Raw genomic sequence first — 23,479 nt, forward strand, 5'->3', positions numbered from 1 at the left:
CTAGATTCTCTTCGTCGTCGGCAGCGCGGGCATGGGAGGGAGGGAGAAGCGGTAGGTCTCCTCGATCCCGGCGGGCTCTTCCCGGCGGATCGGGCCGAGCGCGGCCAGCGCCTCGACCACCGACTCCACCAGCTGGGCGGGCGCCGAGGCGCCCGCGGTCAGCCCGATCGTGCCCGCTCCGGCCAGCCAGTCCGGGTCGATCTGCTCGGGCCCGTCGGCCAGGTAGGCCGCGGCGCCCGCCCGCTCCGCGACCTCGACCAGCCGCAGCGAGTTGGAGGAGTTCGGCGAGCCGATCACCAGCACCACGTCCGCTTCGGCGGCCACGTCGCGGATCGCGCGCTGCCGGTTCGTGGTCGCGTAGCAGATATCCGAGCTCGGCGGTTCGCCGATGCCCGGAAAGGCGGTGCGCAGCGCGTCCACGACCTGCGCGGCCTCGTCTTCGGCCAGGGTGGTCTGCATCAGGTAGGCCACCCGCTCCCGGTCCGGCACCTCGAGCGCCTTGGCCTGCTCGGGTGTCTCCACCAGGTGGATCCGGGGCCGGCTCGGATCCGGGTCCTCGCCCATCAGCCCCTCGGACTCGTCGTGGTTCGGGTGGCCGATGAACACCACCGTGCTCCCGTCCCGCAGCGCGCGCCGGGCCTCGGTGTGCACCTTGGCCACCAGCGGGCAGGTGGCGTCGACCACGGCCAGGCCGCGTGCGTCCGCCTCCAGCCGGACCGAAGGCGCGACGCCGTGCGCCGAGAGCACCACCGGCACGCCGTCGGGCACCTCGCTCAGCTCCTCCACGAACACCGCGCCGCGGCGTTCGAGGTCGGCCACCACGAAGGTGTTGTGCACGATCTGGCGCCGCACGTACACCGGCGGCCCGTAGCGCTCCAGCGCCTCGGCGACGATGTCGATCGCCCGCTCCACGCCCGCGCAGAACGAGCGCGGCGAGGCGAGCACCACCCGCCGGTGCGGATGCGCCGCGCCGGCCCAGGATTCGAACGCCGGGACCATCCGGGTCAGCGTGCGCAGCGCGGCGCGGCCGCGGTTGACCGTGGCCGGATGCCACAGCCCGGTCTGCGCGTCGTCGACTATCACGCGCGCGGTGGCGAACGGCGCGTCGGTGAGCGTGCCGAGCACCGAGGCCTCCATGTCCACGGCCAGGTAGCCCTCGGCCGCCAGGCCCGCCCGGGCCTTGCCGCGCACCACGCGGTCGCTCGTCACGGTCGGCCCGAGGTGGATCCGCACCTCCTCCGGCAGCATCCGGCGCAGCGCGGCGTAGAGCAGCGGCGCGGCCGGGCAGCGCACCACCGCGCCGTCCGGGCCGTGCACCTCGGTGGAGACGACCACGTCGCCCGCGCGCACCTCCTTGGCCAGCCCGCCGGCCACGCCCGCGAGCACCACCGGGGCTCCGTCGCGCGGCAGCACCCGGGCGGCCCGTCCGGCGCGCATGCCCACCTGCACCACGCCGGTCTCCAGGCCGGCGCCGCGTCGCAGGGCCCGCGCCTCGATGCCCAGCGCGGCGGCCACGGTCACAGGGCTGCTCATCGGCCATCCACCCGATGATATTCCGCACTGTGCTGACTCACACTGTAGAAGTGTACGGCGCGGCCGAGCGCGGTGAGCGGAAAGACAAGCCGGTACAGGTGGTAGTTGATGTAGAAGTCGCCGGGGAACCCGGTGCCGGTGAACAGGTCCTCGTCCCAGGTCCCGTCGGCGCGCTGGGTGTCCGTCAGGTACGCCACCCCGCGGTCGATCGCCGCGCGCACCTCGGCGCCCGGGCCGGCCGGGTCCTCGGCCAGCGCGAGCAGCGCCAGCAGCGACCACGCCGTCTGCGACGCGGTCGACTCGCCGCGCCCGATCCAGGCCGGGTCCTGGTAGGAGCGCAGGTCCTCGCCCCAGCCGCCGTCGGCGTTCTGATGGCCGGTCAGCCAGGCCGCGGCCCGGCGCAGCGCCGGATGCCCCGCGCTGACCCCGGCCGCGACCAGGGCCGGCACGACCGCGCCGGTGCCGTAGACGTGGTTGGCGCCCCAGCGGCCGAACCACGAGCCGTCCGGCTCCTGGTGGTCGAGCAGCCAGCGGATCCCGCGCAGCGCCCGCGGGTCGTGCGGCCGGCCGAGCGCCGCGTAGGCCTCGACGATGTGCGCGGTCACGTCCGCCGACGGCGGGTCGATCACCGCGCCGAAGTCGCAGAACGGCAGCTTGTTGATGAGCGTGCGGGTGTTGTCCGCGTCGAACGCGCCCCACCCGCCGTCCTTGCTCTGCATCCCGCCCATCCAGGCCGCGCCGCGGTCGATGGCCGCGCGGATGCGCCGCTCCCGCACCGGCTCGCCGTCCGGATTGCGCGAGCGCTGCAGCGCCAGCAGGATCTCGGCGGTGTCGTCGGTGTCCGGGTAGCCGACGTTGGCGAACTCGAAGGCCCAGCCGCCGGCCGCGAGCTGCGGACGGCGCACCGCCCAGTCGCCCTTGACCGTGATCTCCTCGGCCAGCAGCCAGTCGGTGGCCCGCATCACGGCCGGGTCCGCGGCGCTCGCGCCCGCGTCGTGCAGCGCGACCAGCGCCAGGGCGGTGTCCCACACCGGGGACTGGCACGCCTCGAGCCGGCGCATCGGGCCGTCCGGCCCGTCCTCGCGCACCAGGAAGCCCTCGAGCCCGGCCAGGCCCGCCCGCACCACCGGGTGCTCCAGCGGATAGCCCATCAGATCCAGCGCCATCAGCGAGTAGACCCACGGCGGCTGGATCCCGCCCCACCCGCCGTCGGCCTCCTGCCGGGCGATGATCCACTCGGTCGCCTGGCGCAGCGCGGCCCGGCGCACCGAGCGCAGCGGACGGCGCTCGTAGCGGTGCAGCATCCGGTCGGCGCGGCGGAAGAACCCGGCGATCCGGTCCTCGTCCGCGGGCACCGGCGGGATGACCCCGGTGCGCAGCTCGTCCACGCCGAACGGCAGCGGACGGCACGGTTTGAAATGCCAGACGATCGTGAGCGGCACCACCGTCTGCCGGGCCCAGCAGCCCCAGTCGTAGACGTTGAAGGGCACCTTGGGCGGCAGCAGGATCAGCTCCGGGGGCATGGCCGGGAGCCGGTCCCAGTCCCACAGCCCGAACAGGGCCAGCCAGATCCGGGTGAAGACCCGGGTCGCCTCGACCCCGCCCGAGGCGCGGATCCACTCCGCGGTGCGGGTCATCTCCGGCCCGGCGATCTCGTCCCCGGCGAGCTTGAGCGCGATGTAAGCCTCGACCGTGGTGGACAGGTCGGCCGGGCCGCCGTGGAAGGTGGCCCAGGTCCCGTCCGCGCGCCGCTGGGACCGGATCCAGCGGGCCGCCTGCTCGATCGTGCGCGGGTCCCCGATGCCCAGGAACTCCCGCAGCAACAGATCTTCGGCGTCCATGGTGACGTTGGTCGCCAGCTCCCCCTTCCACCAGCCGGCCGGATCCTGCAGCCCGAGCAGATGCTCGCGCGCGGCCTCGGCAGCCTGATGCGCCGCCTCGGGCAGGCCCGGGGGGCGGCCGGTGTCCACCGGCCGTTCCGCAATCGCAGTCATGTCAGCGTGCCTCCTCGGCACGCCCCTTACCACGTCCGGGAGAGAAGAAACCTGGTGACTTCACCGAGATCGGCGAGCGCGCGGGGGTGCGGCGCCAAACGGTCCAAGCGAGCTAAGGCCTCACGAGTGTGCAGGTCGGCGCGGTCCTGGGTCCAAGAACGGCCCCCCGCTTGCTCGACGAGGTCGGCCGCGAGGACAAGATCGGCATCGCTCAGGTCGCCTTCGGAGGAGAGCACCCGGCGCAGCCGCTCGCTCGCCGGGCTGCCCGCCGTGAGGGCCGCGACGACGGGCGCGGAACGCTTGCGGGCGTAGAGGTCCGCGGCCACCGGCTTGCCGGTCGTGCCCGTTTCGCCCCAGATGCCGAGCAGGTCGTCGACGAGCTGGAAGGCCATGCCGAGGTGGTGGCCGTACTCGGAGAGCAGCCGCACCCGCTCGGGGTCGGCGCCGTACGCGTGCGCGCCGAGCGAGGCGCTGGCGGCCAGCAGGCTCGCGGTCTTGCCGGACTCCATCTCCAGGCACTGATCCACCGTGGCCGCGTCGTTCCCGGCCAGGTCGAGGTCCTCGCTCTGACCGGCGATCAGCACCTGCACCGAGGCGGCCAGCGAGGCCACCGCGTGCGGGCTGCGCTCGGTGAGCACCTGGAAGGCGAGGGTCTGCAGGGCGCAGCCGGCCAGCAGCGTCTGGTCCACGCCGTAGACGGTCCACGCGGTGGGCCGGTGCCGCCGGGTGCGGTCGCCGTCCATGATGTCGTCGTGCAGGAGCGAGAAGTTGTGGATCAGCTCCACCGCGCAGGCCGCGTCGAGCACCTCCGGCTCGTCGCCGGCCGCGCCCACCGCGCGGGCGCCGAGCACGGCCAGGGCCGGGCGCAGCGCCTTGCCGCCCGAGCCGGTCGGATCCGGCGCGCCGGAGGCGTCCTGCCAGCCGAAGTGGTAGCGGCCGATGCCGCGCATGGTCGGGTGCAGGGCGTCGAGCCGTCGCTCCAGCTGCGGGTCCACCAGCTGCTTGATGTCGGCCAGGATCTCGGCGGCGCCGCGCTCGGCCACCGGGAGGTCCGCCTCGGTTCCCTGCGTGAGGGTGTCCGTACCGCCTTGCGTCTCGCTCACGCCCGTGCTCCCGTCCGATGCCCGTTGGCTTTCTTCCACTGTTCTTGCGCAACCCGGGCCGCGTTAATCCCGCTGCGCACCGCGCTCTCCATCGTGTCCGGCCATCCGGTGGCGGTCCACGCGCCGGCTAGCAGCACCCCCGGCGCCGCCGTATCCGGCCCCGGACGCAGCCGTGCGCTGCCCGCGGCCTGCCGGAACGTCGCGTGCTTCTCCCGGGTGACGAAGAACTCCTCCACCTGCGCGCCACGGGCCTTGGGCAGCAGACGGGCGAGTTCGGTCTCGAACAGCGGGCGCAGTTCGGCCACCGGCTGCTCGATCCAGCGCTCGGCGGCGGAGACGGTGACCGCGACGTAGCGGCCGGCTCCGGGCAGGCCGCTCGGGCCGGTCCGGTCGAAGATCCACTGCGCCGGGGAGTCGACGCCGGCGACGAACGGGCCGTCGAGCACCGGACGGTCGTAGCGCAGGTGCACGTTCAGGATCGGGCTGTGACCGAGCGCGGCGAACGGGGCGGGCAGCTCGGCCGGCAGCAGCGCGGCGGCCGCGTCGTGCGGCACGGCGAGGATCACCGCGTCCGGCCGCAGGGTCTCCTGGGCCTCGTCCCGGCCGCGCAGCCGCACGGTGCGGTCGGCGTCCACGGAGAGCACCTTCGTCGCGTCGCGCACGCTCACGCCCGCGGCGGCCAGCGCCTTGCGCGCCCGCACGTCGTGGATCTCGCCGAGCGGCACGGCGGCGTAGCCCAGGTCGGCTCCGCCGGTGTCCTCGAGCAGGCCGGTGCGGAAGACCTTGGCGGCCAAGGCGAGTGACGCCTCGTCGGGATCGATGTTGAGGGTCGCGGTGCTGATCACCGACCAGAGCCGGTCGATCGCGGTCCGGCTCTGGCCCTGCTTGCGCAGGAAGCCGCCGAAGCCCTGCGCGTCCGTCCGCGGGTCGGCCGGGTCGGTGCGCCGGATCGCCATGGCCGCGCGGCCCAGGCCCATCCGGTCCCGTATCGGCAGCAGGCCGTACCCGGCCAGCGCGCCGGCCAGGTGTATCGGCGCGGGGGCGTTGGTGCGCTTGAGCCGGGCCGAGCGGCCCTCGGGGGAGCGCAGCGGGATGTCCAGCCGGTCCTGAAGCACCGTCAGGCCGGTCTCCGGACCGGCGCCGAGCCGCTCGAGCAGGCCGCGGTAGGCGGTGCAGCAGCGCAGGAACACGTGCTGGCCGTTGTCCACGACCAGCTCGCCGCGCCGGTACGAGGTGGCCCGGCCGCCGAGCCGGGGCCGCGCCTCGGCCACGGTCACCTGCCAGCCGCGTTCGGCCAGGACCAGGGCCGCGGAGATCCCGGCCAGGCCGCCGCCCACCACCAGGGCGGTGGGCGCGTCCGCGGCGGCGGGCCGCGCGGGCTGTGCCGGGCTCATCGGCTCGCGCGCTCGGCCGCTCGGGCCGCGCCCGGCCGGGGCGCGAGCGCGCGGACCGCGACCGCGAGCTTCGTCGAGGTCGGCACGGACATCCGGGCTCCGAACGTGGCCTGCGGATCGGCCGCGATTCGGCCGAGCAGCGCGTGGTAGATGCCCGAGAGCGCTCCGCAGCAGCCGCGTGAGCGCCAGTCCAGCAGCGGCAGCAGGCCGAGGCCCTCGGCGTAGAGCGCCTCGGCGCGCTTCGCCTCGAAGCGCAGCGCCGCGGCCAGCCGGCCCTCCTGCGGATCGAGCGTCCCGTCCTCGCGCAGCACGAGCTCGCACTCGTGCTGCTCGAGCGTCTCCTGCGGCAGGTAGACGCGGCCGCCCTGCAGGTCCTCGCGCACGTCGCGCAGGATGTTGGTCAGCTGCAGGGCCAGCCCGAGCCGGTCCGCGAGCTCCTCGGTGGGCTTGGGATCCTGGTGCAGCGCCGGTGGATCGAACACCGCCAGGGACAGCCGTCCGATCGACCCGGCCACGTTGCGGCAGTAGAGCGAGAGTTCGTCCCAGGTCCGGTACTTGGTCCCCACCTGGTCCATCTCGCAGCCGTCGACGAGTTCGCCGAAGCAGCCGAGGTCCAGCGGATAGCGCCGCGCCGCGTCCGCGAGCGCGACCAGCACCGGATCCTCCGGGAAGCGCTCGGGATCCTCCGCCTGCCGCCGGGTCTCGGCCAGCCCCGCCAGCTTCTGATCCATCGGCAGGTCGCCGTCGCCGATATCGTCCACCCTTCGGGCGAACGCGTAGATCGCCGAGAGCGCTCGCCGTTTGGGTCCGGGTAGGAGCCTGATGCCGTAGGAGAAGTTCTTCGCCTGGCTTCCGACGATCTGCTCGCACGATGCATAGGCAGCTGCAAGCTCTGTACTGCTGGTCACCCGGGCATCCTACGCCGTGCGGCGGCGCCGTACGGTGCGGCGTGGTCGGGAGATCGCCCGCATTACCCCACTTGACCGCCGAACGGTTGTTTGAAGCCGGCGAACGACCGGCGCACGGGTCAGCGCTTGCGCCCCGCCAGCACGCCGAGGGCGGCGCGCACCACGCCCTGCTTGGTCGTCGCCGGGGCGCCGGCCAGGACGTCGTAGTCCACCTTGCGCAACGCGGTCAGCGCCGCGCGGCCGCCGGCCACGTAGCCGATCACGGCCGGCCGGGCCCAGCCGCGCAGCCGCCGGGTCAGCGGCACGCCCTTGCTCAGCATCACCGCGGCCCGGCCCGCCTCCCAGCGCAGCAGTGCCTTGAGATCCTCGTCGGAGTGCGCGAAGTCGAGCTCCTCCTCGCGCACGCCGAACGCGGTCAGGTCCTCCCGCGGCAGGTAGATCCGGCCGTTGCCGCGGTCCTCGGCCACGTCCTGGATGTGCTCGACGATCTGCAGGCCGGTGCACACCGCGTCCGACTCGGCGATGTTGCGCGGGGTGGCCTGGCCGGCCAGGTGCAGCACCACCCGGCCCACCGGGTTCGCCGAGAGCCGGCAGTACGCGACCAGCTCGGCGAAGGTCGCGTAGCTGGTCTTGTACTGGTCCATCAGGTTCGCCGCGACCAGGTCGTGGAACGGCTCGATCGGCACCCGGCCGTCCGCGGTGATCCGGGCCAGGCCGCGCACCGGGTCGAGCTTCGGCGTCCCGCCGGCGGCCAGCCGGCCGAGGTCGGCGTCCACCTCGGCCAGCGCCGCGGCCCGGTCCCCGGTGAGCTCGTCGCCGAGATCGTCGACGTACCGCGCGAACACGTAGAAGACCGCGAGGTCCTCGCGCACCGCGCGGGGCAGCATCCGCAGCGCGACCGGGAAGTTCTCGGCCGAGGCCTGCTCGGCCGCCTTCGCGGCGAAGTACGCCGGGTCGTCGGTGCGCGCGGCCACGGGCTTCGGCACCGCCGGTTCTGTCGTCACTTCGTCCTCTTCGTCGAGGTGGACGTGGGTACGCGCGGGTACGGAGGACGTGCTCACCCCCGCCGCACCGCCTGCGAGACCAGCGTGCGCCCGAAGTCCCACATCAGGCCCGTGCCCCGGTGCGCGTCGCGCATCACGTCGTCGAAGGCGGTGAGGAAACGTTCCACCTCCGGCTCCCCGATCGTCAAGGGCGGCAGCAGTTTGATCACGTCGATGTGGTCGCCGGAGACCTGCGTCAGGATCCGGTGACGCTGGAACAGCGGTACCACCACCATCTGCGCGAACAGGCCCTTGCGGGCCGCCTGCAGGGTGTTCCAGCCGGCCTTGAGCTTGAGCGAGCGCGGCTTGCCGAACTCGAACCCGAGCATCAGGCCCCGTCCGCGTACCTCGGCCAGCATCTCGTAGCGCTCGAGCCGCTCGGTCAGCTGATCGCGCATCAGGGTGCCGATCCGCTCGGCGTTCTCGATCAGCGCCTCGTCCTCCATCACCTGCAGCGTGGCCAAGCCGGCCGCCATCGCCATGGCGTTGGAGCCGAAGGTGGAGTCGTGCACCAGCACCCGGTCCATCGAGGAGTAGACCTTCTCGAAGATCCAGTCCTTGGCCAGCGTCGCGCCCACCGGCACGAAGCCGCCGGACAGAGCCTTGGCCACGGTGACGATGTCCGGCTGCACGTCCTCGTACTCGTAGGAGAAGAACCGCCCGGTACGCCCCACCCCGGTCTGCACCTCGTCGCAGATCAGCAGCGCGCCGTGGTCCTTGAGCAGGTCGTGCGCCGCGCGCAGGAAGCCGGGCGCCGGCTGGTGCACGCCCTTGCCCTGGATCGGCTCGATCAGCAGCGCCGCCACGCCGCCCTTGCGCAGCTCCGCCTCCAGCGCCTCGAGATCGCCGAGCGGCACCCGGGTGTCCGGCAGCAGCGGGTCGAAGCCGTCGCGGAACTCCGCCGCGCCGTTGACCGAGAGCGAGCCGGTGGTCAGCCCGTGGAACGCGTGGTCGCAGTACACGATGCGCGGCCGGCCGGTGGCGTAGCGGGCGAACTTGATCGCCGCCTCCACCGCCTCGGTGCCGCTGTTGCCGAAGTAGACCCGGTCCAGGTGCGGCGCCCGGGCCAGCAGCTTCTCCGCGAGCAGGCCGGCCAGCAGCGGCGAGTCGAACTGGACCATGTCGGCGAGGTCCGCGTCCAGCACCTGGTGCAGCGCGGAGCGCACCACCGGGTGGTTGTGCCCGACTCCGAACACGCCGAAGCCGGCGAGGAAGTCCAGGTAGTCGTTGCCGTCCGCGTCATAGAGATAAGCCCCCTGCGCGCGGGTATAGGTGCGGTCGAAGCCGATCGCGTGCAGCATCCGTGGCAGCTGTGGGTTGAGCATCCGCCCCTGCAGCTTGTGGCCCTCCCCGGTCCGCTCGTCGAGCAGCCGTCCGAGGTCGAAGCCCGTGTTCATATATGCCGACCCTTCTCGCGCCTGTTACATCTGTGCGCCCCCTACCCATACGGGGCCCGACGTAGACGGTCACGTTTGGATATACCTCCTCGCGCCCGGTCTGAGCAGATGGTAGCTATACGTGCGACGCGCCGGGGTGCCTTCGCGCTCTGAACCCCGGCGCGTCGCCGCGCGCCTGTCCCAGGCCGTCGAAGGCTCGGCCTAAAACTGCTCGGGCAACTCTTATCCGAGAACACGACCTGGTCTCAGCGGCCTCTCAAGTTGCCCGGGGATGGTCGGGACATGACCGAGACGCCGCAGCACCCCGCCACGCCGAACCCGCAGCAGCCGCAGGCGCAGCAGCCCCAGCCGGGCCCCTCGCCGCAGCCGCCGTACCCCGACGGCACCTGGGCCCAGCCGGCCCCGGACGGTGCCTCGGCCTTCGAGCAGCCCGCCATGGTCACGGCCCAGACCGGGGAATACGTCTGGGGCGCGGGGGCCGACCCGCAGTACGGCGGCGGTGGCGGCGGCCAGCTCCCGCCCGTGCCGCCGGAGTTCGCGGCGCACGGCGGCAAGCGCCGGCGCGGCCCGGTCAAGCTCGGCCTCGGCCTGGTCGTCGCGATCGCCGTGGTGGCCGCGGGCGTCGGCGGCGTCTCCGGCGCGGTCTTCGACCACAACTACAGCCAGACGGCGGCCTCGGCGGTGAACGTGGTCACCGGCTCAAACAGCTCCGACTCGACCACCACGGTGGGCGCGGTGGCCAAGACCGTGCTGCCGAGTGTGGTGAAGATCACGGAGACCACCAACAGCGCCGAGGGCATCGGCTCGGGCATCGTCGTCTCCAGCAACGGCTACATCGTGACCAACAACCACGTCGTCGCCGACTACGCCTCCGAGGGCGGCAAGCTCACGGTCACCACGTACGACGACAAGACCTACGACGCCAAGGTCGTCGGCTACATCGCCGCCGACGACATCGCGGTCATCCAGGTCGAGGGCGGTTCGAACTGGAAGGCGGCCGCCTTCGCCGACTCCGGCCAGGTGCAGGTGGGCGACCAGACCATCGCCATCGGCTCCCCGGACGACCTGCAGAACACCGTCACCAGCGGCATCGTCTCCGCGCTCAACCGGACCGTGTCGGTGACCGAGTCCACCACCGAGGGCCAGGGCTTCAGCGGCAACGGCGGCTTCCCCGGCTTCAACTGGGGCCAGAGCGAGTCCACGGTGACCTACTCGGCCATCCAGACCGACGCCTCGATCAATCCCGGCAACTCGGGCGGCCCGCTGCTCGACTCGTCCGGCCAGGTGATCGGCATGAACTCCTCGATCTACTCCTCCTCGAGCTCGTCGAGCTCCTCGTCCTCCGGCTCGGTCGGCCTCGGCTTCGCCATCCCGTCGGACAAGGTGGTCCAGGACGTCAAGAAGATCGAGGCGGGCCAGGGCGACTCCAGCTCGAACTCGAACTCCGACTCGAACTCCAACTCCAACTCCAACTACGGAACGTACTGATCTCCGGACGGGCCGCGGCCCGCTGATCCGCGGTACCTTGAGGGCGCGTGCCCGGGCGATCCCCGGCCCGCGCCCCGAGTCCGTTACCGCCCACGACCTGGGCGGCCCGCCACATCGGAGTGACCCATGGATGCTGCGCGCAGCGCCCTGCTGCCCACCGAAGAGGCCCAAGCGCTGCTCGAGCTCACCGCCGAGCTCGGCGCCAAGGAGCTCGCGCCCCGCGCCGCGGCGGCCGAGGCGAGCGGTCAGTTCCCGCGCGACGCCTTCCGCCTGCTCGGCCGCTCCGGGCTGCTCGGACTGCCCTATCCGGAGCAGTACGGCGGCGCCGGCCAGCCCTACGAGGTCTACCTGCAGGTCGTCGAGGAGCTCGCCAGCAGCTGGCTGGCCGTCGGCCTCGGCGTCTCCGTGCACACCCTCTCCTGTCACGCGCTGGCCGAGTACGGCAGCGAGGAGCAGCGCGAGCGCTGGCTGCCGGACATGATCGGCGGGGACCTGCTCGGCGCGTACTGCCTGTCCGAGCCCGGGCACGGCTCGGACGCGGCGCACCTGGTCACCAAGGCCCAGCCGGACGGCGGCGGCTACCGCATCGACGGGACCAAGGCCTGGATCACCCACGGCGGCGAGGCGGACTTCTATACTGTGCTCGCGCGCACCGGTGAGGAAGGCCCGAAGGGCATCAGCGCGTTCCTCGTGGACGCCGGCACCGAGGGGCTGAGCGCGGCTTCGCCGGAGCACAAGATGGGCATGCGCTCCTCCACCACCGCCCAGATGCGTTTCGAGTCCGTGCGGGTGCCGGAAGAGCGGTTGATCGGCGAGCCCGGCCAGGGCTTCGAGATCGCCATGCGCGCGCTCGACCACGGCCGGCTCGGCATAGCCGCGTGCGCGGTCGGCCTGGCCCAGGCGGCGCTGGACGCGGCCACCGCGTACGCCCGGGAGCGGGTCCAGTTCGGCAAGCCGATCATCGAGCACGACGCCGTCGGGTTCATCCTGGCCGACATGGCCGCCCGCACCGAGGTGGGCCGGGCCGCGTACCTGGCCGCGGCCCGGCTGCGCGACAAGGGCCTGCCGTTCTCCCGGCAGGCCGCGATCGCCAAGCTGCACTGCACCGACGCGGCGATGCAGAGCACTGTCGACGCGGTGCAGGTGCTCGGCGGCGCGGGCTACACCACCGACTTCCCGGTCGAGCGGTTCCTGCGCGAGGCCAAGGTGCTGCAGATCGTCGAGGGCACCAACCAGATCCAGCGGATGGTCATCGCGCGCTCGCTCGCCCGCGGCTGACGTCTCGTCACACGCGATACCCCGCGCACCCCGGTGCGACCGGCGCGGGGTGCTAGCGGCGGTCCGGGCCGGGTATGTTACAAGCAGTCAGTAACCGGTCCCAGCCCCGAGCACACCTTAGGCGGCACACATGACACGAGGTGCGAGCGGTCCGCGCATTTTCGGCTTCGCCCACGCGGTGGCGGTCTGCGCCCTGGTCGGCGGCTACCTCGTCGGCCGCACTCAGGGCCTCGTCGTGGTGGCGCTGCTGGGTGTGCTGGAGATCGCAGTGTCCTTCGACAACGCGATCGTGAACGCGACCGTGCTGGCGCGGATGAACCGCTACTGGCAGCGGATGTTCCTGACCGTGGGCGTGCTGATCGCCGCGATCGGGATGAGGCTGGTGCTGCCGCTGGTCATCGTCGCGATCGGCGCGCGCCTGACGCCCTGGCACGCGGTCGACCTGGCGTACGCGAACCCGACCCGCTACCACGACCTGCTGCTCGCCGCCCAGCCCGGCATCGCCGCGTACGGCGGGATCTTCCTGCTGATGATCGCGATCGCGTTCTTCCGCGAGGAGCGCGAGGTGCACTGGTGGCCGCTGATCGAGCGGAGGCTGCCGAGCCTGCTCGACCACCGCGGCGTCCCGCAGCTGATCGCCTTGCTGTTCACCGCGGTCGCGGGGCTGACCGTGCCCGGCGACGTGCGCGAGAAAGTGGTCCTGGGCTGCCTGTTCGGCCTCCTGTGCCACCAGGCGGTCAAGCTGCTCTCCGACCGCGTCGCCGACGCCGCCGACGCCGACGGCGCCTCCCGCCCCCGCGCGACCGTCGAAGGCCGAGCCGCGCTGCTGCTGTTCATCTACCTCGAACTGCTCGACGCGACCTTCTCCATGGACTCGGTCATGGGCGGCTTCTCCGTGACCGTGAACATCGCGCTGATCACCCTCGGCCTCGCCATCGGCGCCGGTTACATCCGAGCCCTGACGGTCTACGTCGTACGCCGCGGCACCCTCGAGCAGTACCGGTACCTGGAACACGGCGCGTACTACTCGATCGCGCTGCTCGCCGTGCTGCTGCTGTGGGAGATCTGGCGCGACGTCCCCGACTGGATCACCGCCTGCACCGGCGCCGTGGTCATCACCGCCGCCTGGCTCACCTCGATCTGGGCCGCGAAACGCCAGCTGCGCCGCGAAGCCGAGCGCCACGCCGACTCGCCGGACGCCGAGATCCAGCACTTCGTCTCGCAGAAGGCTGAGGCGAGAAATAAGGATGCCGCCTGAGGTGAAAGCCGACCTGCTGTGCCGACGCGTGTTCACCGCCCTGCGGGAGGGGCGGCTCGAGGCCGATCCGGTGGTGGAGTTGGCCTGCGAGTTGCTGGATTGGGGGCACTACGGGTCGGCCGTGCGCGAGGTGGTCGAACGCGTGCCGGCGGGGTTGGCGGCGGGGGAGCTGGCCGGGTTGGCCGCGCGGCTGCTGGACGAGGCCGCGTTCGAGCCAGGGTTCGATCTCGTGCCGGAGCGGCTCGACGTGCTGCGGGAGGCACTGCGGGTCGTGGCGCGGGATTTGGCCGCGGGCGGGATTGAGGGGGAGCCGAGGTTGGAGCTCGTCGAGGAGTTCGGGCCCGCGATGCCGCGGATCCTCTTGGCGGACGGGCGGTGGATCGCCGGTGGGCCAGAGCTCTGCGGACCGGTCGGCGACGACTTGACTTGCGCGGTGGCGACGATGGCCGACGTCGTGCAGTGCGGGCTGATGGAGCAGACGTGGCAGGTGTGGCCGGTCTGCGCCGAACATCCGCGGCTCGGCGCTCACGCTGTGGTGCGTTCGGGCGAGGCCGTGTGGTGGTGCGTGGGCGGGGTCGGGCACGTGGTGGGAGCGGTGGGCGAGCTAGGGGCTCGGCGCCGGAGCGGCCGGCGTTAGCTGCGCCTGGCGGCGGTTCTGGTCGTCACGCTGTCGCTGTCCGAGTCGACGGTGAGTTCCACGGCGCGGCGCAGCTGCTCGAGGCGGTAGGGCAGGGGGCGCCAGCCGACGGAGCCGGCGAGCTCGGCGTTGAGCTCCACCACCGCTCGCGTGTACGCACGCTGCAAGCCCCGCGGACGCAGGGGCATGCCCGGGGGGCGGCGGATGGCGTGGCCGTCCTGCGCGGGCAGGCCGGCGTGGTTGCCGGCCACCGAGACCCACAGGGCCTTGACCCCTAGCTGGAACTCGTCGATCAGCTCCTGACGGTGCCTCAGCCAGTGCCGCAGCGCCGCGACCGTGCCGGGGGAGAGGGTGACCTGCTGCGTCACCGGCTCGGCCACCCGGCGCGCCTGCGGCTTGCGCACGATCGTCACCGCGGGCTGGTCGGCCTCCAGGTCGAGGTCCGCCAGGGTCAGCGCGCACAGCTCGCCCACCCGCGCGCCGGTGTCCAGCACCGTGCCGATCACCGCGAGCAGCCGGACGTGGGCGGCGAGCACCGGCGGGTTCTCCGCCCGCTCGATCAGGTGCGCGCGCAGCTGCGAACGCGTCGGCGCGTCCACCGGCTCGCGCACCTGCGGCTGCTCCACCCGCTCGCCGAACTCCACCGGCACCCCGAGCTCCCGGGCGAGCAGCTTCAGACAGTCTTCGCGCACCCGCATCGACGCCGGGCTGGAGACGGCTCCGGGCACCCGGCTGGCCCTGGTGCGCAGCTCGCCGCGGCGGCCGAGGTCGAGGTACGAGCTGACCGCCTGCGCCCGGAACAGGTCCGCGGCGGTGACGACCGGGCCGTGCGGACGGTACTCCGGGTGGGCCAGCGCGAGCCTCAGCTCCTTGACGAACCAGCGGATCTGCCGGGCCCGCGCGGCGCTGGTCTCCTCCCGGGAGCACAGCCGTTCGGCCGCGGCGGTCACCTCTTCGACGGCCCCGGCGGTCTGACCTTCTGTCATACGGCGCAACGATAGCCGCCCGCGCCGACAGCGGCCCGCACCCGAGCGCGGGCGCTCCGCATGATGAACAGTCGAACGCGCAGTGTGGCGAAGACGACTACGGTAAGGCATGTGGAGGACATCGACCTACAGATCATTAGGCTCCTGCTGGAAGACGGGCGGATGAGCTACACCGACGTGGGCAAGGCCACCGGCCTGTCCACCTCGGCCGCCCACCAGCGCGTTCGCCGGCTCGAGCAGCGCGGTCTGATCAAGGGTTACCGTGCGGTGGTGGACGCCGAGGCGCTGGGCCTGCCGTTGACGGCGTTCGTCTCGGTCAAACCCTTCGACCCGGCCGCGCCGGACGACGTGCCCGAGCGGCTCTCCGGCCTGTCCGAGATCGAGTCCTGCCACTCCGTGGCGGGGGACGAGAACTACATCCTGAAGATCCGGGTGGCCACCCCGGCCGACCTGGAGGGGCTGCTCGGCCGGATCCGCTCGGCCGCGAACGTCTCGACCCGGACCACCATCGTGCTCTCCACGCCGTTCGACGGGCGCACGCCTGATCTTCCGGGAGCGCGTCCGATCGGCGGCTAAGGTGCTCCTCGTGACTACTGCGCCTTCCGGCTCCGCCCGCACCACCTTGCTGCGCAACGGGGCCGTCTACAACCCGGCCGAACCGTACGCGACCGCGTTGCTCACGGTGGGGGACACGGTCGCCTGGATCGGCTCGGAGGACGGCGCCGACCTGCACGCGGACGGGGTGGACGAGATCGTCGACCTCGACGGCGGACTGGTGACGCCGGCGTTCGTGGACGCGCACGTGCACGCGACCTCCACCGGGCTGGCGCTGACCGGGCTGGACCTGTCCGGCAGCGGCTCGCGCGAGCAGGTGCTCGACCGGCTGGCCGCGTTCGCCGCGAACCTGCCCGCGGACGGGGTCGTGCTCGGCACCGGCTGGGACGAGACGGCGTGGCCGGACGCGAAGCCGCCCACCGCCGAGGAGCTGGACCGGGCCGCCGGCGGACGGGCCGTCTACCTCTCGCGGGTGGACGTGCACTCGGCGGTGGCCTCCTCGGTGCTGCTCGCCGCGGTGCCGGACCTCGAAACGGCGGCCGGCTATCGCGGCGAGGGGCTGGTCGCCCAGAAAGCCCATCACCTGATTCGGGCCGCCGCCTACGGCAAAGTGACGCCGAATCAGCGAGACGACGCGCAACGCATCGCGCGCGCCCGCGCCGCCGAGCTGGGCATCGGCGCGGTGCACGAGTGCGGCGGCCCGGACATCTCCGGCGAGGACGACTTCACCGGCCTGCTGGAGCTCGCCGCGGACGAGCCCGGGCCCTACGTCTTCGGGTACTGGGGCGAGCTGACCGACCCGGTCAAGGCGTTCGAGCTCGGCGGGGTGGGCGCGGGCGGAGACCTGTTCATCGACGGCGCGCTCGGGTCGCGCACCGCGGCGCTGCGCGACCCGTACGCGGACGCCGCCGACACGGGCGATCCGACGCACGGCGGCGTGACCTACCTGGACGTCGAGCAGCTGGCCGGGTTCCTCGCCATGTGCGTCGAGGCCGAGGTGCAGCCGGGCTTCCACGTCATCGGCGACTACGCGATGGACCTGCTCGTCGGCGCCCTCGAGCTGGCCGCCGAGGCGGTGGACGAGAACCGGCTGCGCGCGCTGACCGTGCGCGCCGAGCACGCCGAGATGGTCGACGCCGCCGCGATCGCGAAGCTGGCCCGCTTCGGCGTGGTGGTCAGCGCGCAGCCGGGCTTCGACGAGGCGTGGGGCGGGCCGTCGGGCATGTACGCCAAGCGGCTCGGGGCCGAGCGGGCCGCCGCGCTCAACCCGTTCGCCGCGCTCGGCGCGGCCGGGATCGTGCTCGCGTTCGGCTCGGACTCGCCGGTGACCCCGCTCGGGCCGTGGGCGGCCGTGCGGGCCGCCGCGTTCCACCAGACCCCGCAGTCGCGGATCACCGTGCGCGCCGCGTTCTCCGCGCACACCCGCGGCGGCTGGCGGGCGCTGCGGCCGGGCGCCCCCGGGGTGCCGGCGGACGAGCAGGGCGTGCTGGCCCCGGGCGCCGCGGCCACGTACGCCGTGTGGCAGGCCGGCGATCTGGTCGTGCAGACGCCGGACAGCCGGGTCGCCGCGTGGTCGACGGACGAGCGGGCCGGGGTGCCCGGGCTGCCCGACCTGACCCCGGGCCTGCCGCTGCCGCAATGCCTTCGTACCTCCGTGCGCGGCTGGCCGGTGTACGACCGGCTGAAGGGGCGCTGACGAGGCGGCCCGTCCGCGGGCGAATGGGACAACGGCGCCCATGACGGGCCCGGGAAGCTTAAAAGTGCGTGGGAATGGCCGAAGGAACCGCCTCCGCGGTCTTCCCGTCGATATCCGTGCGCGATGATGAGACCCGGCGCGTGACGTCTTCGCGCCGTGACCGACCACCGACAGCAGGAGCGGAAGGGCCACCTGTGGCACACCTCTGGCGTCCCCGGCGCCCCCGGCCCGGCCGGGCCTGGCTCCCGCACCTGGCCGCGCTCGCCTCCGGGCTGGCGCTTTACCCGTCCTTCGCCCCGATCGGCTGGTGGTGGCTGGCGCCGCTGAGCGTGGCCGGGTTCACCCTGGCCGTCTCGGCCGCCTACCGCGGCCGGGTGGCCCGCGGGCAGCGCCGGCCGTGGGCGGCCGCGGCCTGGGCCGGGCTCTGGTTCGGGCTCGTGTTCTGCTACATCACCTTCCGCTGGCTCAACGTGATCGGCGTGGACGCGCTGGTCGCCCTCGGCCTGGCGGAGGCGCTCTACTTCGCTCCGCTCGGCGCGGCCGTGGCCTCGGCCGGCCGGCTGCGCGGCGCGGCCTTCTGGCAGGCGCTGCTGTGGGTGGCCGAGGAGTTCTTCCGGGACCGCTGGCCCATCGGCGGGTTCTCCTGGGGCCGGCTCGCCTTCAGCCAGACCCAGACCCCGCTGACCAAGGTGGTCGCGCTCGGCGGCGCGCCGCTGCTCACCTTCGCCACCGCGCTGGTCGGCACGGTGCTGGCCGGGTACGTCCCGCGCCTGCTGCGGGCCAGGGCGCTGCGGCGGGAGCAGAGCGGGGCCCCGTCCTGGGCCGAGGCGCTGGGCTGGCGCACCGCGGTCGCCTGGCTCGGCGCCGCGCTGGTGCTGCCGCTGGTGGGCAACCTGGTGCCGATACAGACGACCGCGGGCAAGCCGGTCCAGCTCGCCGCGATACAGGGGGACGTGCCGCGCACCGGCCTGGACGCGTACGGCCAGGCCTCGGCGGTGCTGGACAACCACGTGCGGGTCACCGAGCAGTACGCGGCCGAGGTCGCGGCGGGCAAGGCCCCGCAGCCGGTGGCCGTGTTCTGGCCGGAGGACTCCGACGACGTCGACCCGTTCACCGATCCGACCGCGTACGCGAAGGTGAGCGAGGCGGTCGCGGCCGTCAAGGCGCAGACCCTGGTCGGCGCGGTGGTCGTGGTCGGGCAGAAGAACGCCCAGGAGCTCGGCATCGTCTGGGATCCGCAGTCCGGGCCGGGGCAGGCCTACGCCAAGCGGCACCTGGTGCCCTTCGGCGAGTACATCCCGTTCCGGGCCGAGCTGACCAAGTACATCTCCGAGCTCTCGCTGGTCCCGCGCGACTTCATACCCGGCCACACCCCGGGCGTGCTGACGGTCGGCGGTGTGAAGATCGCCCTGGTGATCTGCTTCGAAGTCGCCTACGACGACATGGTCCGCTCCTCCGCGCTCGGGGGCGGCGGCGTGCTGGTCGTGCAGACGAACAACGCCACCTACGGCTGGACCGACCAGCCCTCGGAGCAGCTCGCCATCTCCCAGCTGCGCGCGGTGGAGACCGGCCGGCCGGTGATGATCGCCGCCACGAGCGGAATCTCCGCCTATATAGACGCTTCTGGGCGTATCGTGCAGCAGACCGGCCAGTTCACTCCGGCCGTGGTGTCCGCCGAGGTCACTCCGCGCACCGGGGAGACCCTGGCGCTGCGGCTGGGTGCCGGACCCGAGTGGGTGATGACCGGCCTCGGCCTGCTGGCCTGGGCCTGGGCGGCCGCCGCGGGCCGGCGTCGACGCCGTGACGCCCTGGCCTTCCAGACCGCCGCGGCGCCCGCGCCGGCCGACGATCCGGAGCCGGCTCCGTCCGCGCTCGCGGGCGTGGCGGGCGACATCGCCCCGGACCGGATAAGCTCGCTGCCCGCGCCCGCTATCACCGCCCCCTCGACGAACGATGCAAGGAAGTCCCGCACGTGATCGACTCGAACAGCCCGGAAGCCGCCTCGCCCGAGGCCGCTGAGCCCGTGCCCGTCCTGGTGATCATCCCGACGTACAACGAGCGCGACAACATCGAGCCGATCGTCGCCCGGGTGCATCAGAGCAACCCCCGGGTGCACGTCCTGGTCGCCGACGACAACAGCCCCGACGGCACCGGTGAGATCGCCGACAAGCTCGCCGCCGACGACGACCGGGTCAAGGTGATGCACCGGGCCGGCAAGCAGGGCCTCGGCGCCGCCTACATCGCCGGCTTCCAGTGGGGCATGGCCAACGGCTACCAGATCCTGATCGAGATGGACGCCGACGGCTCGCACCGCCCGGAGGACCTGCCCGCGCTGCTCGGCGCGCTCGAGCGGGAGGGCGCCGACCTGGTGATCGGCTCGCGCTACGTCAAGGGCGGCGAGATCAAGAACTGGCCGAAGTCCCGGGAGATCCTGTCCAAGGGCGGCAACACCTACATCCACCTGATCATGGGTCTGAAGGTGCGCGACGTGACGGCCGGCTACCGGGTCTTCCGGCGCTCCACCCTGGAGGCGATCGGCCTGGACTCGGTGCGCTCGGCCGGGTACTGCTTCCAGACCGACCTGACCCGCCGGGTGAACAACGCCGGGCTCCGGATCGTCGAGGTGCCGATCACCTTCATCGAGCGCGAGCGCGGCCAGTCGAAGATGAACCGCAGCATCATCGTCGAGTCGCTCTGGCGCGCCACCTCCTGGGGCGTGCAGGACCGGATCGCCCAGCTGACCGGCGGGCGCAAGCGGAGGTAGCGGCGCGCCAGGCCTGGCCACTGCCGGCGCAAACGCCGAGTGCGCGCCACCAGGGCGCGCACTCGCGGGTGGTCGTCGGGCCCAGGCGCTCGGCCGGCCCGGCGACGGTCACGGCTTCGTGGCCGCGGCCTTCCTGGCCGGCCGGTCGGCCGGCTTCGCACTCGTCTTCTTGGCCGGCCCGGTGCCGACGCTCTTCTTCTTCGCCGCCGTGGTCTTCTTGGCCGCCGTCCTGGTCGCGCCCGCCTCCGCCTCGGCCCCGCCGGGCGCCGTCCCGCCGCCCGTGCCGGGCTCGGGGGCGCCGGTGGCCAGGTTCACCGGCGGCGCCGTGCGCACGGCCGACCTGCGGCCGCCGAAGCCGCCGTCCCGCAGCAGCGCCAGCCGCTCGGCCAGCACCTCCTCGAGCTCCGGAATGGACCGGCGCTCGAGCAGCATGTCCCAGTGGGTACGGGCCGGCTTCGAGGGCTTGTCCTCCTCGAGGGTGCCGCCCACCCGCAACGCCTGCGCGCCGCAGACGCGGCACTCCCACATCATCGGCACTTCGGCCTCCACCGAGAAGGGCATCTGGAAACGATGGCCGTTCGGGCAGGCGTATTCCACGTCCTGCCTCGGTGCCAGGTCTATCCCGTTGTCCGTCTCGTAGCTCGTGGCGCCCAGCCGGGTGCCGCGCAAAGCCCGCTCGCTCATCCCCAATGCCTCCTCGGCCTCACCGTGTCCGCTTGGGTGCCAACGCCCCAAGGCGCCGCAATGTTCCCGGGCACTCCCAGGTAGGCCCGGATGATTGCATACCCGGACAATCATCAGCTAACCGGTATTGATGTCAGGCGGTGGAGGAACGGGGCGGACGACGGCCCGGCAAAGCCTTGGCCAAGGTTCGCAACTCCATTCCCGCCCGTGCCCGCCGGGGCGCTGCCCGCTCCCGCCCCCGTGGTACAGTCCGGCTCTCGCAGGATTGAGTGGGGCGGGAAAGACGGAGGCTCGAGGGTGGGCGTTACGACCGGTGTGGTGGCACAGGTCGGGCGCGTCCCGGGCCCGCGGCGGCCGGAAGAAGCCGTGGCGGACGAGGACGCGACACGTTATCTGTGCACGGCCGCGCATCTCGACGAGGGCTTCGGCCGCGCGTTGATCCGCAATCTGCTGGTGCGCGAGGACCGGCAGCCCGCCGCCGCGGCCGGCGTCGACCTGGTGACCGTGGCCCGGCACGCCGTGGCCGCGCGGACCCGGCGGCTCTATCGCGACGCGGCGATAGCCGCGGTCGTGATCGTGACCACCGCGCTGGGCGACTGGCCGGTGCCGTGGGTGCTGGTGTGGCTCTCGGCCGTGGTGCTGGCGGTGCGGGCGCTGAGCGCGCCGCCGCGGGGCGAGGACCTGAGCGCGCGCCCGGCCGCGGGTTCGGCCGGGGCCCGGGCCGGCGGCGCGAACGGAGCCGAGGCGCGTGGCCGCGCGAACGCCATCGTGGCGGGTCTGCGGCGCGGCGCGGGTGCCCAGGCGACGCTCTTCGCGCTGGCGCTGTTCGGCGCCCTGATGATGATCCTCGCGCTCACCCACGCCGACCCGCTCGGCCTGCGCGAGGTGCTGCACGTGCCCGCCCCGGCCGGCGCCTGCGACCGGGTGCGCCGGCTCGCCGCGCCGCTCGCGGCCGGGCTCGGCTGCTGGGCGGCGGTGTTCGCCGAGGAGATCTCGGCCCGTTCCGCGATGGCCGACCGGCTGGCCCCGGGCCGGTTCACCCCGAGCCGGTGGCTCTCCGCGGAGCCTGCCTGGGCCCAGCAGGCCATGGGTGTGCTCGGGGCCCGGATCGCCGCCGCCGAGGCCGTACGGCCCCCGCTGGCGGCCGCGGCGGAGCCGTTCCTCGGCGCGGGCCGCCAGGCGCTGCGCCGGCGCTGGCTGATCGAGCTCGGCCCGGCCGCCTCGCGCTCGGCCCCCTTCGACACCGAGGACCTGCTCGACCGCGCCTGCGAGGCGCTCTCCGGCGGCCTCGGCTCGCTGGCCGCGGCGCCGGTGATGGTGCTCGTGGACGACTACCCGGTGGCGGCCGGGCCGGCCCTGGCCACCCGGGCCGACGGCGATCTGCCGGTGCGGCTGCTGCCGATGCCCACGGCCGCCTCGCGCGGCCACGCGGGCGCACGGCGGTTCCGGCGGGTGCGCGTCAGCCGCGGCGCGGCCGGGCTGACGGTGACCGTGTTCGTGGGCGCCACGGCGGGCAACGGACTGCTCCAGGTCGAGCTGTACGGGTACGTGCTCGCTCCGGTGTCCGGGCGCTTCCGGGTCGCCGATCGGCTCGCGCCCTGGGGCTGGGAGAGCGTGGGCGCCTGCGCGGCCCGGGCGGCGCGGCGCACCCCGGGCCGGATCCTCGCGGCCCCGGGCGGTCTGGCCCGCACCGTCTCAGAGCCGCTGCTGCGGCGGCACTACGGCGCGGTCGCCGAGCGCGCGGCGCAGCACGGCACCGAGCTCGACGCGGGCGCGCTGTTCGATCCGCGCGCGCTGGTGTGCGCGGAGCCGGGGGAGGACTTCTTCGCCGACGAGGACGCCAACCTCTACCTGGCCGTGGTCGAGCGCCGGGTGCGCGCGGAACTCAGGCATCTGCTGCCCGGCGAGCAGGCCGACTTCTGAGTCCCGACCCTTCCTCAGGACTCTGATTCCATCGACGCAGGGCTCTGTTCCACGCGCCCGCGGACTTCGAAGACGAGGGCGGTGCCGCCCGGCCGCAGCCGGCCGGGCGGCACCGCCGCTCACCTTCTCACGGCGTGCGACGGCCGCCTGGGAAGCGGGGCGTTGCTACCGGTGATACGCAAGTCCCCCGCCAAGCGGTGTGCTCGGCGGGGGCGGGCCCGCGGTGGGTGTGCGCGGACCGGGAACGTGCGGTCAGAGCTCGCTCAGCGCATTGCCGAGCTTCTCCAGGTGGTCGACGACGACCCCGTACTCCTCTTCGGTCAGGGTCTTGCGAACGGTGCGCTCGAGCGCGCGCACGCGCTTCTTCGCGGTGTCGAAGGCCTCCTGGCCGAGCGGCGTGACCGTGGTGGTGATGACCCGGCCACCGCCGGGGTGGGAGGTGCGCGAGATGTAGCCCTTGCGCTCCAGCGCCGCCACAAGCCCGACCATGGCCTGCGGGGTGACCTGGACCGAACGCGCGAGGGTGGCCGAGGAGGCGCTCTTGAGGTGCACCAGCGCCTGCAGGACGCCGTACTGGGCCTCGGTCAGGTCGACCTCGTCCAGGACCCGGTCGACGTGCCGGCCGAGCTCCCGGTTGCACCGCGTCAACAGCCAGGACAGGTAGCCGTTCTGCGGGCGGTACGAGGCCTCCTGGGCGCGGACGGCCTCCGCCTCGGCGACCTGTCGGGCGCGCCGGGCCGAGCGGCCACCCGTGGGCAGCAAGGTCTGATTCTTCGTCAGTGTGCTCATTGTGTGCGTGTGACCCCTTCGCATCCTGTCTTCGCGGCCCCGCCCCGCG

At 73.3% G+C, this 23,479-nt stretch carries 18 protein-coding genes and 1 pseudogene; 9 read left to right on the forward strand and 10 right to left on the reverse strand.

Annotated features, from left to right (window positions below):
- The 7 genes from ispH to ACTRO_RS34995 all read right to left on the reverse strand — a co-directional run bounded on the left by ispH (position 1) and on the right by ACTRO_RS34995 (position 9,372).
- Positions 1-1,533: a 4-hydroxy-3-methylbut-2-enyl diphosphate reductase gene (ispH, locus tag ACTRO_RS34965; RefSeq protein WP_051451844.1), complete on the reverse strand. Its 1,533-nt coding sequence runs from the start codon at positions 1,531-1,533 to the stop codon at positions 1-3.
- Complete coding sequence (shc, locus tag ACTRO_RS34970) at positions 1,530-3,527, reverse strand: squalene--hopene cyclase (RefSeq protein WP_051451845.1); 1,998 nt, start codon at positions 3,525-3,527, stop codon at positions 1,530-1,532. The genes ispH and shc overlap by 4 nt, the downstream gene beginning before the upstream one ends.
- 26 nt (positions 3,528-3,553) lie before the next feature.
- A complete protein-coding gene (locus ACTRO_RS34975; RefSeq protein WP_211244509.1) occupies positions 3,554-4,630 on the reverse strand; it encodes a polyprenyl synthetase family protein in 1,077 nt (358 codons plus the stop codon).
- On the reverse strand, positions 4,627-6,024 hold the full coding sequence (gene hpnE, locus ACTRO_RS34980; RefSeq protein ID WP_051451846.1) for a hydroxysqualene dehydroxylase HpnE: 1,398 nt from the start codon (positions 6,022-6,024) through the stop codon (positions 4,627-4,629). Before hpnE ends, ACTRO_RS34975 begins: the two co-directional genes overlap by 4 nt.
- Entirely contained in the window at positions 6,021-6,932 is a 912-nt protein-coding gene (locus tag ACTRO_RS34985; protein ID WP_034270146.1) for a phytoene/squalene synthase family protein, read from the reverse strand. The genes hpnE and ACTRO_RS34985 overlap by 4 nt, the downstream gene beginning before the upstream one ends.
- 119 nt (positions 6,933-7,051) lie before the next feature.
- On the reverse strand, positions 7,052-7,993 hold the full coding sequence (hpnC, locus tag ACTRO_RS34990) for a squalene synthase HpnC (RefSeq protein ID WP_157436613.1): 942 nt from the start codon (positions 7,991-7,993) through the stop codon (positions 7,052-7,054).
- A complete protein-coding gene (locus tag ACTRO_RS34995; RefSeq protein ID WP_034270149.1) occupies positions 7,990-9,372 on the reverse strand; it encodes an aspartate aminotransferase family protein in 1,383 nt (460 codons plus the stop codon). Before ACTRO_RS34995 ends, hpnC begins: the two co-directional genes overlap by 4 nt.
- Before the next feature lie 282 nt (positions 9,373-9,654).
- Here ACTRO_RS34995 and ACTRO_RS35000 point away from each other — a divergent pair, with 282 nt between their 5' ends.
- From ACTRO_RS35000 to ACTRO_RS35015, 4 genes are all read left to right on the forward strand, one after another.
- Complete coding sequence (locus ACTRO_RS35000; RefSeq protein ID WP_051451847.1) at positions 9,655-10,860, forward strand: S1C family serine protease; 1,206 nt, start codon at positions 9,655-9,657, stop codon at positions 10,858-10,860.
- 126 nt (positions 10,861-10,986) lie between these two features.
- Positions 10,987-12,138 (forward strand): acyl-CoA dehydrogenase family protein, encoded by a 1,152-nt coding sequence (locus ACTRO_RS35005; RefSeq protein WP_034270152.1) that lies wholly within the window; start codon positions 10,987-10,989, stop codon positions 12,136-12,138.
- 130 nt (positions 12,139-12,268) lie between these two features.
- Positions 12,269-13,396, forward strand: a complete 1,128-nt coding sequence (locus tag ACTRO_RS35010; RefSeq protein ID WP_051451848.1) for a DUF475 domain-containing protein — start codon at positions 12,269-12,271, stop codon at positions 13,394-13,396.
- Position 13,397: 1 nt separating this feature from the next.
- Complete coding sequence (locus ACTRO_RS35015; RefSeq protein WP_157436614.1) at positions 13,398-14,033, forward strand: hypothetical protein; 636 nt, start codon at positions 13,398-13,400, stop codon at positions 14,031-14,033.
- Here ACTRO_RS35015 and ACTRO_RS35020 read toward each other — a convergent pair.
- Positions 14,030-15,019, reverse strand: a complete 990-nt coding sequence (locus ACTRO_RS35020; protein WP_169739986.1) for a site-specific integrase — start codon at positions 15,017-15,019, stop codon at positions 14,030-14,032. The two genes, ACTRO_RS35015 and ACTRO_RS35020, sit on opposite strands and share 4 nt — an antisense overlap.
- A gap of 111 nt (positions 15,020-15,130) precedes the next feature.
- On the opposite strand from ACTRO_RS35020, the gene ACTRO_RS35025 reads away from it, so the two are divergent.
- The 4 genes from ACTRO_RS35025 to ACTRO_RS35040 all read left to right on the forward strand — a co-directional run bounded on the left by ACTRO_RS35025 (position 15,131) and on the right by ACTRO_RS35040 (position 20,034).
- Positions 15,131-15,595, forward strand: a complete 465-nt coding sequence (locus ACTRO_RS35025) for an Lrp/AsnC family transcriptional regulator (RefSeq protein WP_034270158.1) — start codon at positions 15,131-15,133, stop codon at positions 15,593-15,595.
- A 10-nt stretch (positions 15,596-15,605) separates the two neighbouring features.
- Positions 15,606-17,270, forward strand: a complete 1,665-nt coding sequence (locus ACTRO_RS35030) for an amidohydrolase (protein WP_034278125.1) — start codon at positions 15,606-15,608, stop codon at positions 17,268-17,270.
- Between the two features lie 194 nt (positions 17,271-17,464).
- Positions 17,465-19,246, forward strand: coding sequence for an apolipoprotein N-acyltransferase (gene lnt, locus ACTRO_RS35035; protein ID WP_051451850.1), 1,782 nt, complete (start codon positions 17,465-17,467; stop codon positions 19,244-19,246).
- Entirely contained in the window at positions 19,243-20,034 is a 792-nt protein-coding gene (locus tag ACTRO_RS35040; protein WP_034270161.1) for a polyprenol monophosphomannose synthase, read from the forward strand. The genes lnt and ACTRO_RS35040 overlap by 4 nt, the downstream gene beginning before the upstream one ends.
- Positions 20,035-20,391: 357 nt before the next feature.
- Here ACTRO_RS35040 and ACTRO_RS50015 read toward each other — a convergent pair.
- Positions 20,392-20,718, reverse strand: a pseudogene (locus ACTRO_RS50015) (RNA polymerase-binding protein RbpA); the annotation flags it as partial.
- Positions 20,719-21,015: 297 nt separating this feature from the next.
- On the opposite strand from ACTRO_RS50015, the gene ACTRO_RS35050 reads away from it, so the two are divergent.
- The gene (locus tag ACTRO_RS35050) at positions 21,016-22,641 is read left to right on the forward strand and encodes a hypothetical protein (protein WP_157436616.1); all 1,626 of its coding nucleotides are present in this window, start codon (positions 21,016-21,018) and stop codon (positions 22,639-22,641) included.
- Between the two features lie 252 nt (positions 22,642-22,893).
- Here the strand turns inward: ACTRO_RS35050 and ACTRO_RS44360 are convergent, their stop codons facing one another.
- A complete protein-coding gene (locus ACTRO_RS44360; RefSeq protein ID WP_051451851.1) occupies positions 22,894-23,430 on the reverse strand; it encodes a MarR family winged helix-turn-helix transcriptional regulator in 537 nt (178 codons plus the stop codon).
- Between the last annotated feature and the right edge of the window lie 49 nt (positions 23,431-23,479).

Source organism: Actinospica robiniae DSM 44927 (assembly GCF_000504285.1).
In the GTDB taxonomy this organism is placed as follows: Bacteria; Actinomycetota; Actinomycetes; order Streptomycetales; family Catenulisporaceae; genus Actinospica; species Actinospica robiniae.

Coding starts and splice junctions, on each gene's coding strand:
- ACTRO_RS35005 (WP_034270152.1), top strand. CDS start 10,987: ATGGATGCTGCGCGCAGCGCCCTGCTGCCCACCGAAGAGGCCCAAGCG.
- ACTRO_RS44360 (WP_051451851.1), bottom strand. CDS start 23,430: ATGAGCACACTGACGAAGAATCAGACCTTGCTGCCCACGGGTGGCCGC.
- hpnE (WP_051451846.1), bottom strand. CDS start 6,024: ATGAGCCCGGCACAGCCCGCGCGGCCCGCCGCCGCGGACGCGCCCACC.
- ACTRO_RS35000 (WP_051451847.1), top strand. CDS start 9,655: ATGACCGAGACGCCGCAGCACCCCGCCACGCCGAACCCGCAGCAGCCG.
- ACTRO_RS34995 (WP_034270149.1), bottom strand. CDS start 9,372: ATGAACACGGGCTTCGACCTCGGACGGCTGCTCGACGAGCGGACCGGG.
- ispH (WP_051451844.1), bottom strand. CDS start 1,533: ATGAGCAGCCCTGTGACCGTGGCCGCCGCGCTGGGCATCGAGGCGCGG.
- ACTRO_RS35020 (WP_169739986.1), bottom strand. CDS start 15,019: ATGACAGAAGGTCAGACCGCCGGGGCCGTCGAAGAGGTGACCGCCGCG.
- ACTRO_RS35010 (WP_051451848.1), top strand. CDS start 12,269: ATGACACGAGGTGCGAGCGGTCCGCGCATTTTCGGCTTCGCCCACGCG.
- shc (WP_051451845.1), bottom strand. CDS start 3,527: ATGACTGCGATTGCGGAACGGCCGGTGGACACCGGCCGCCCCCCGGGC.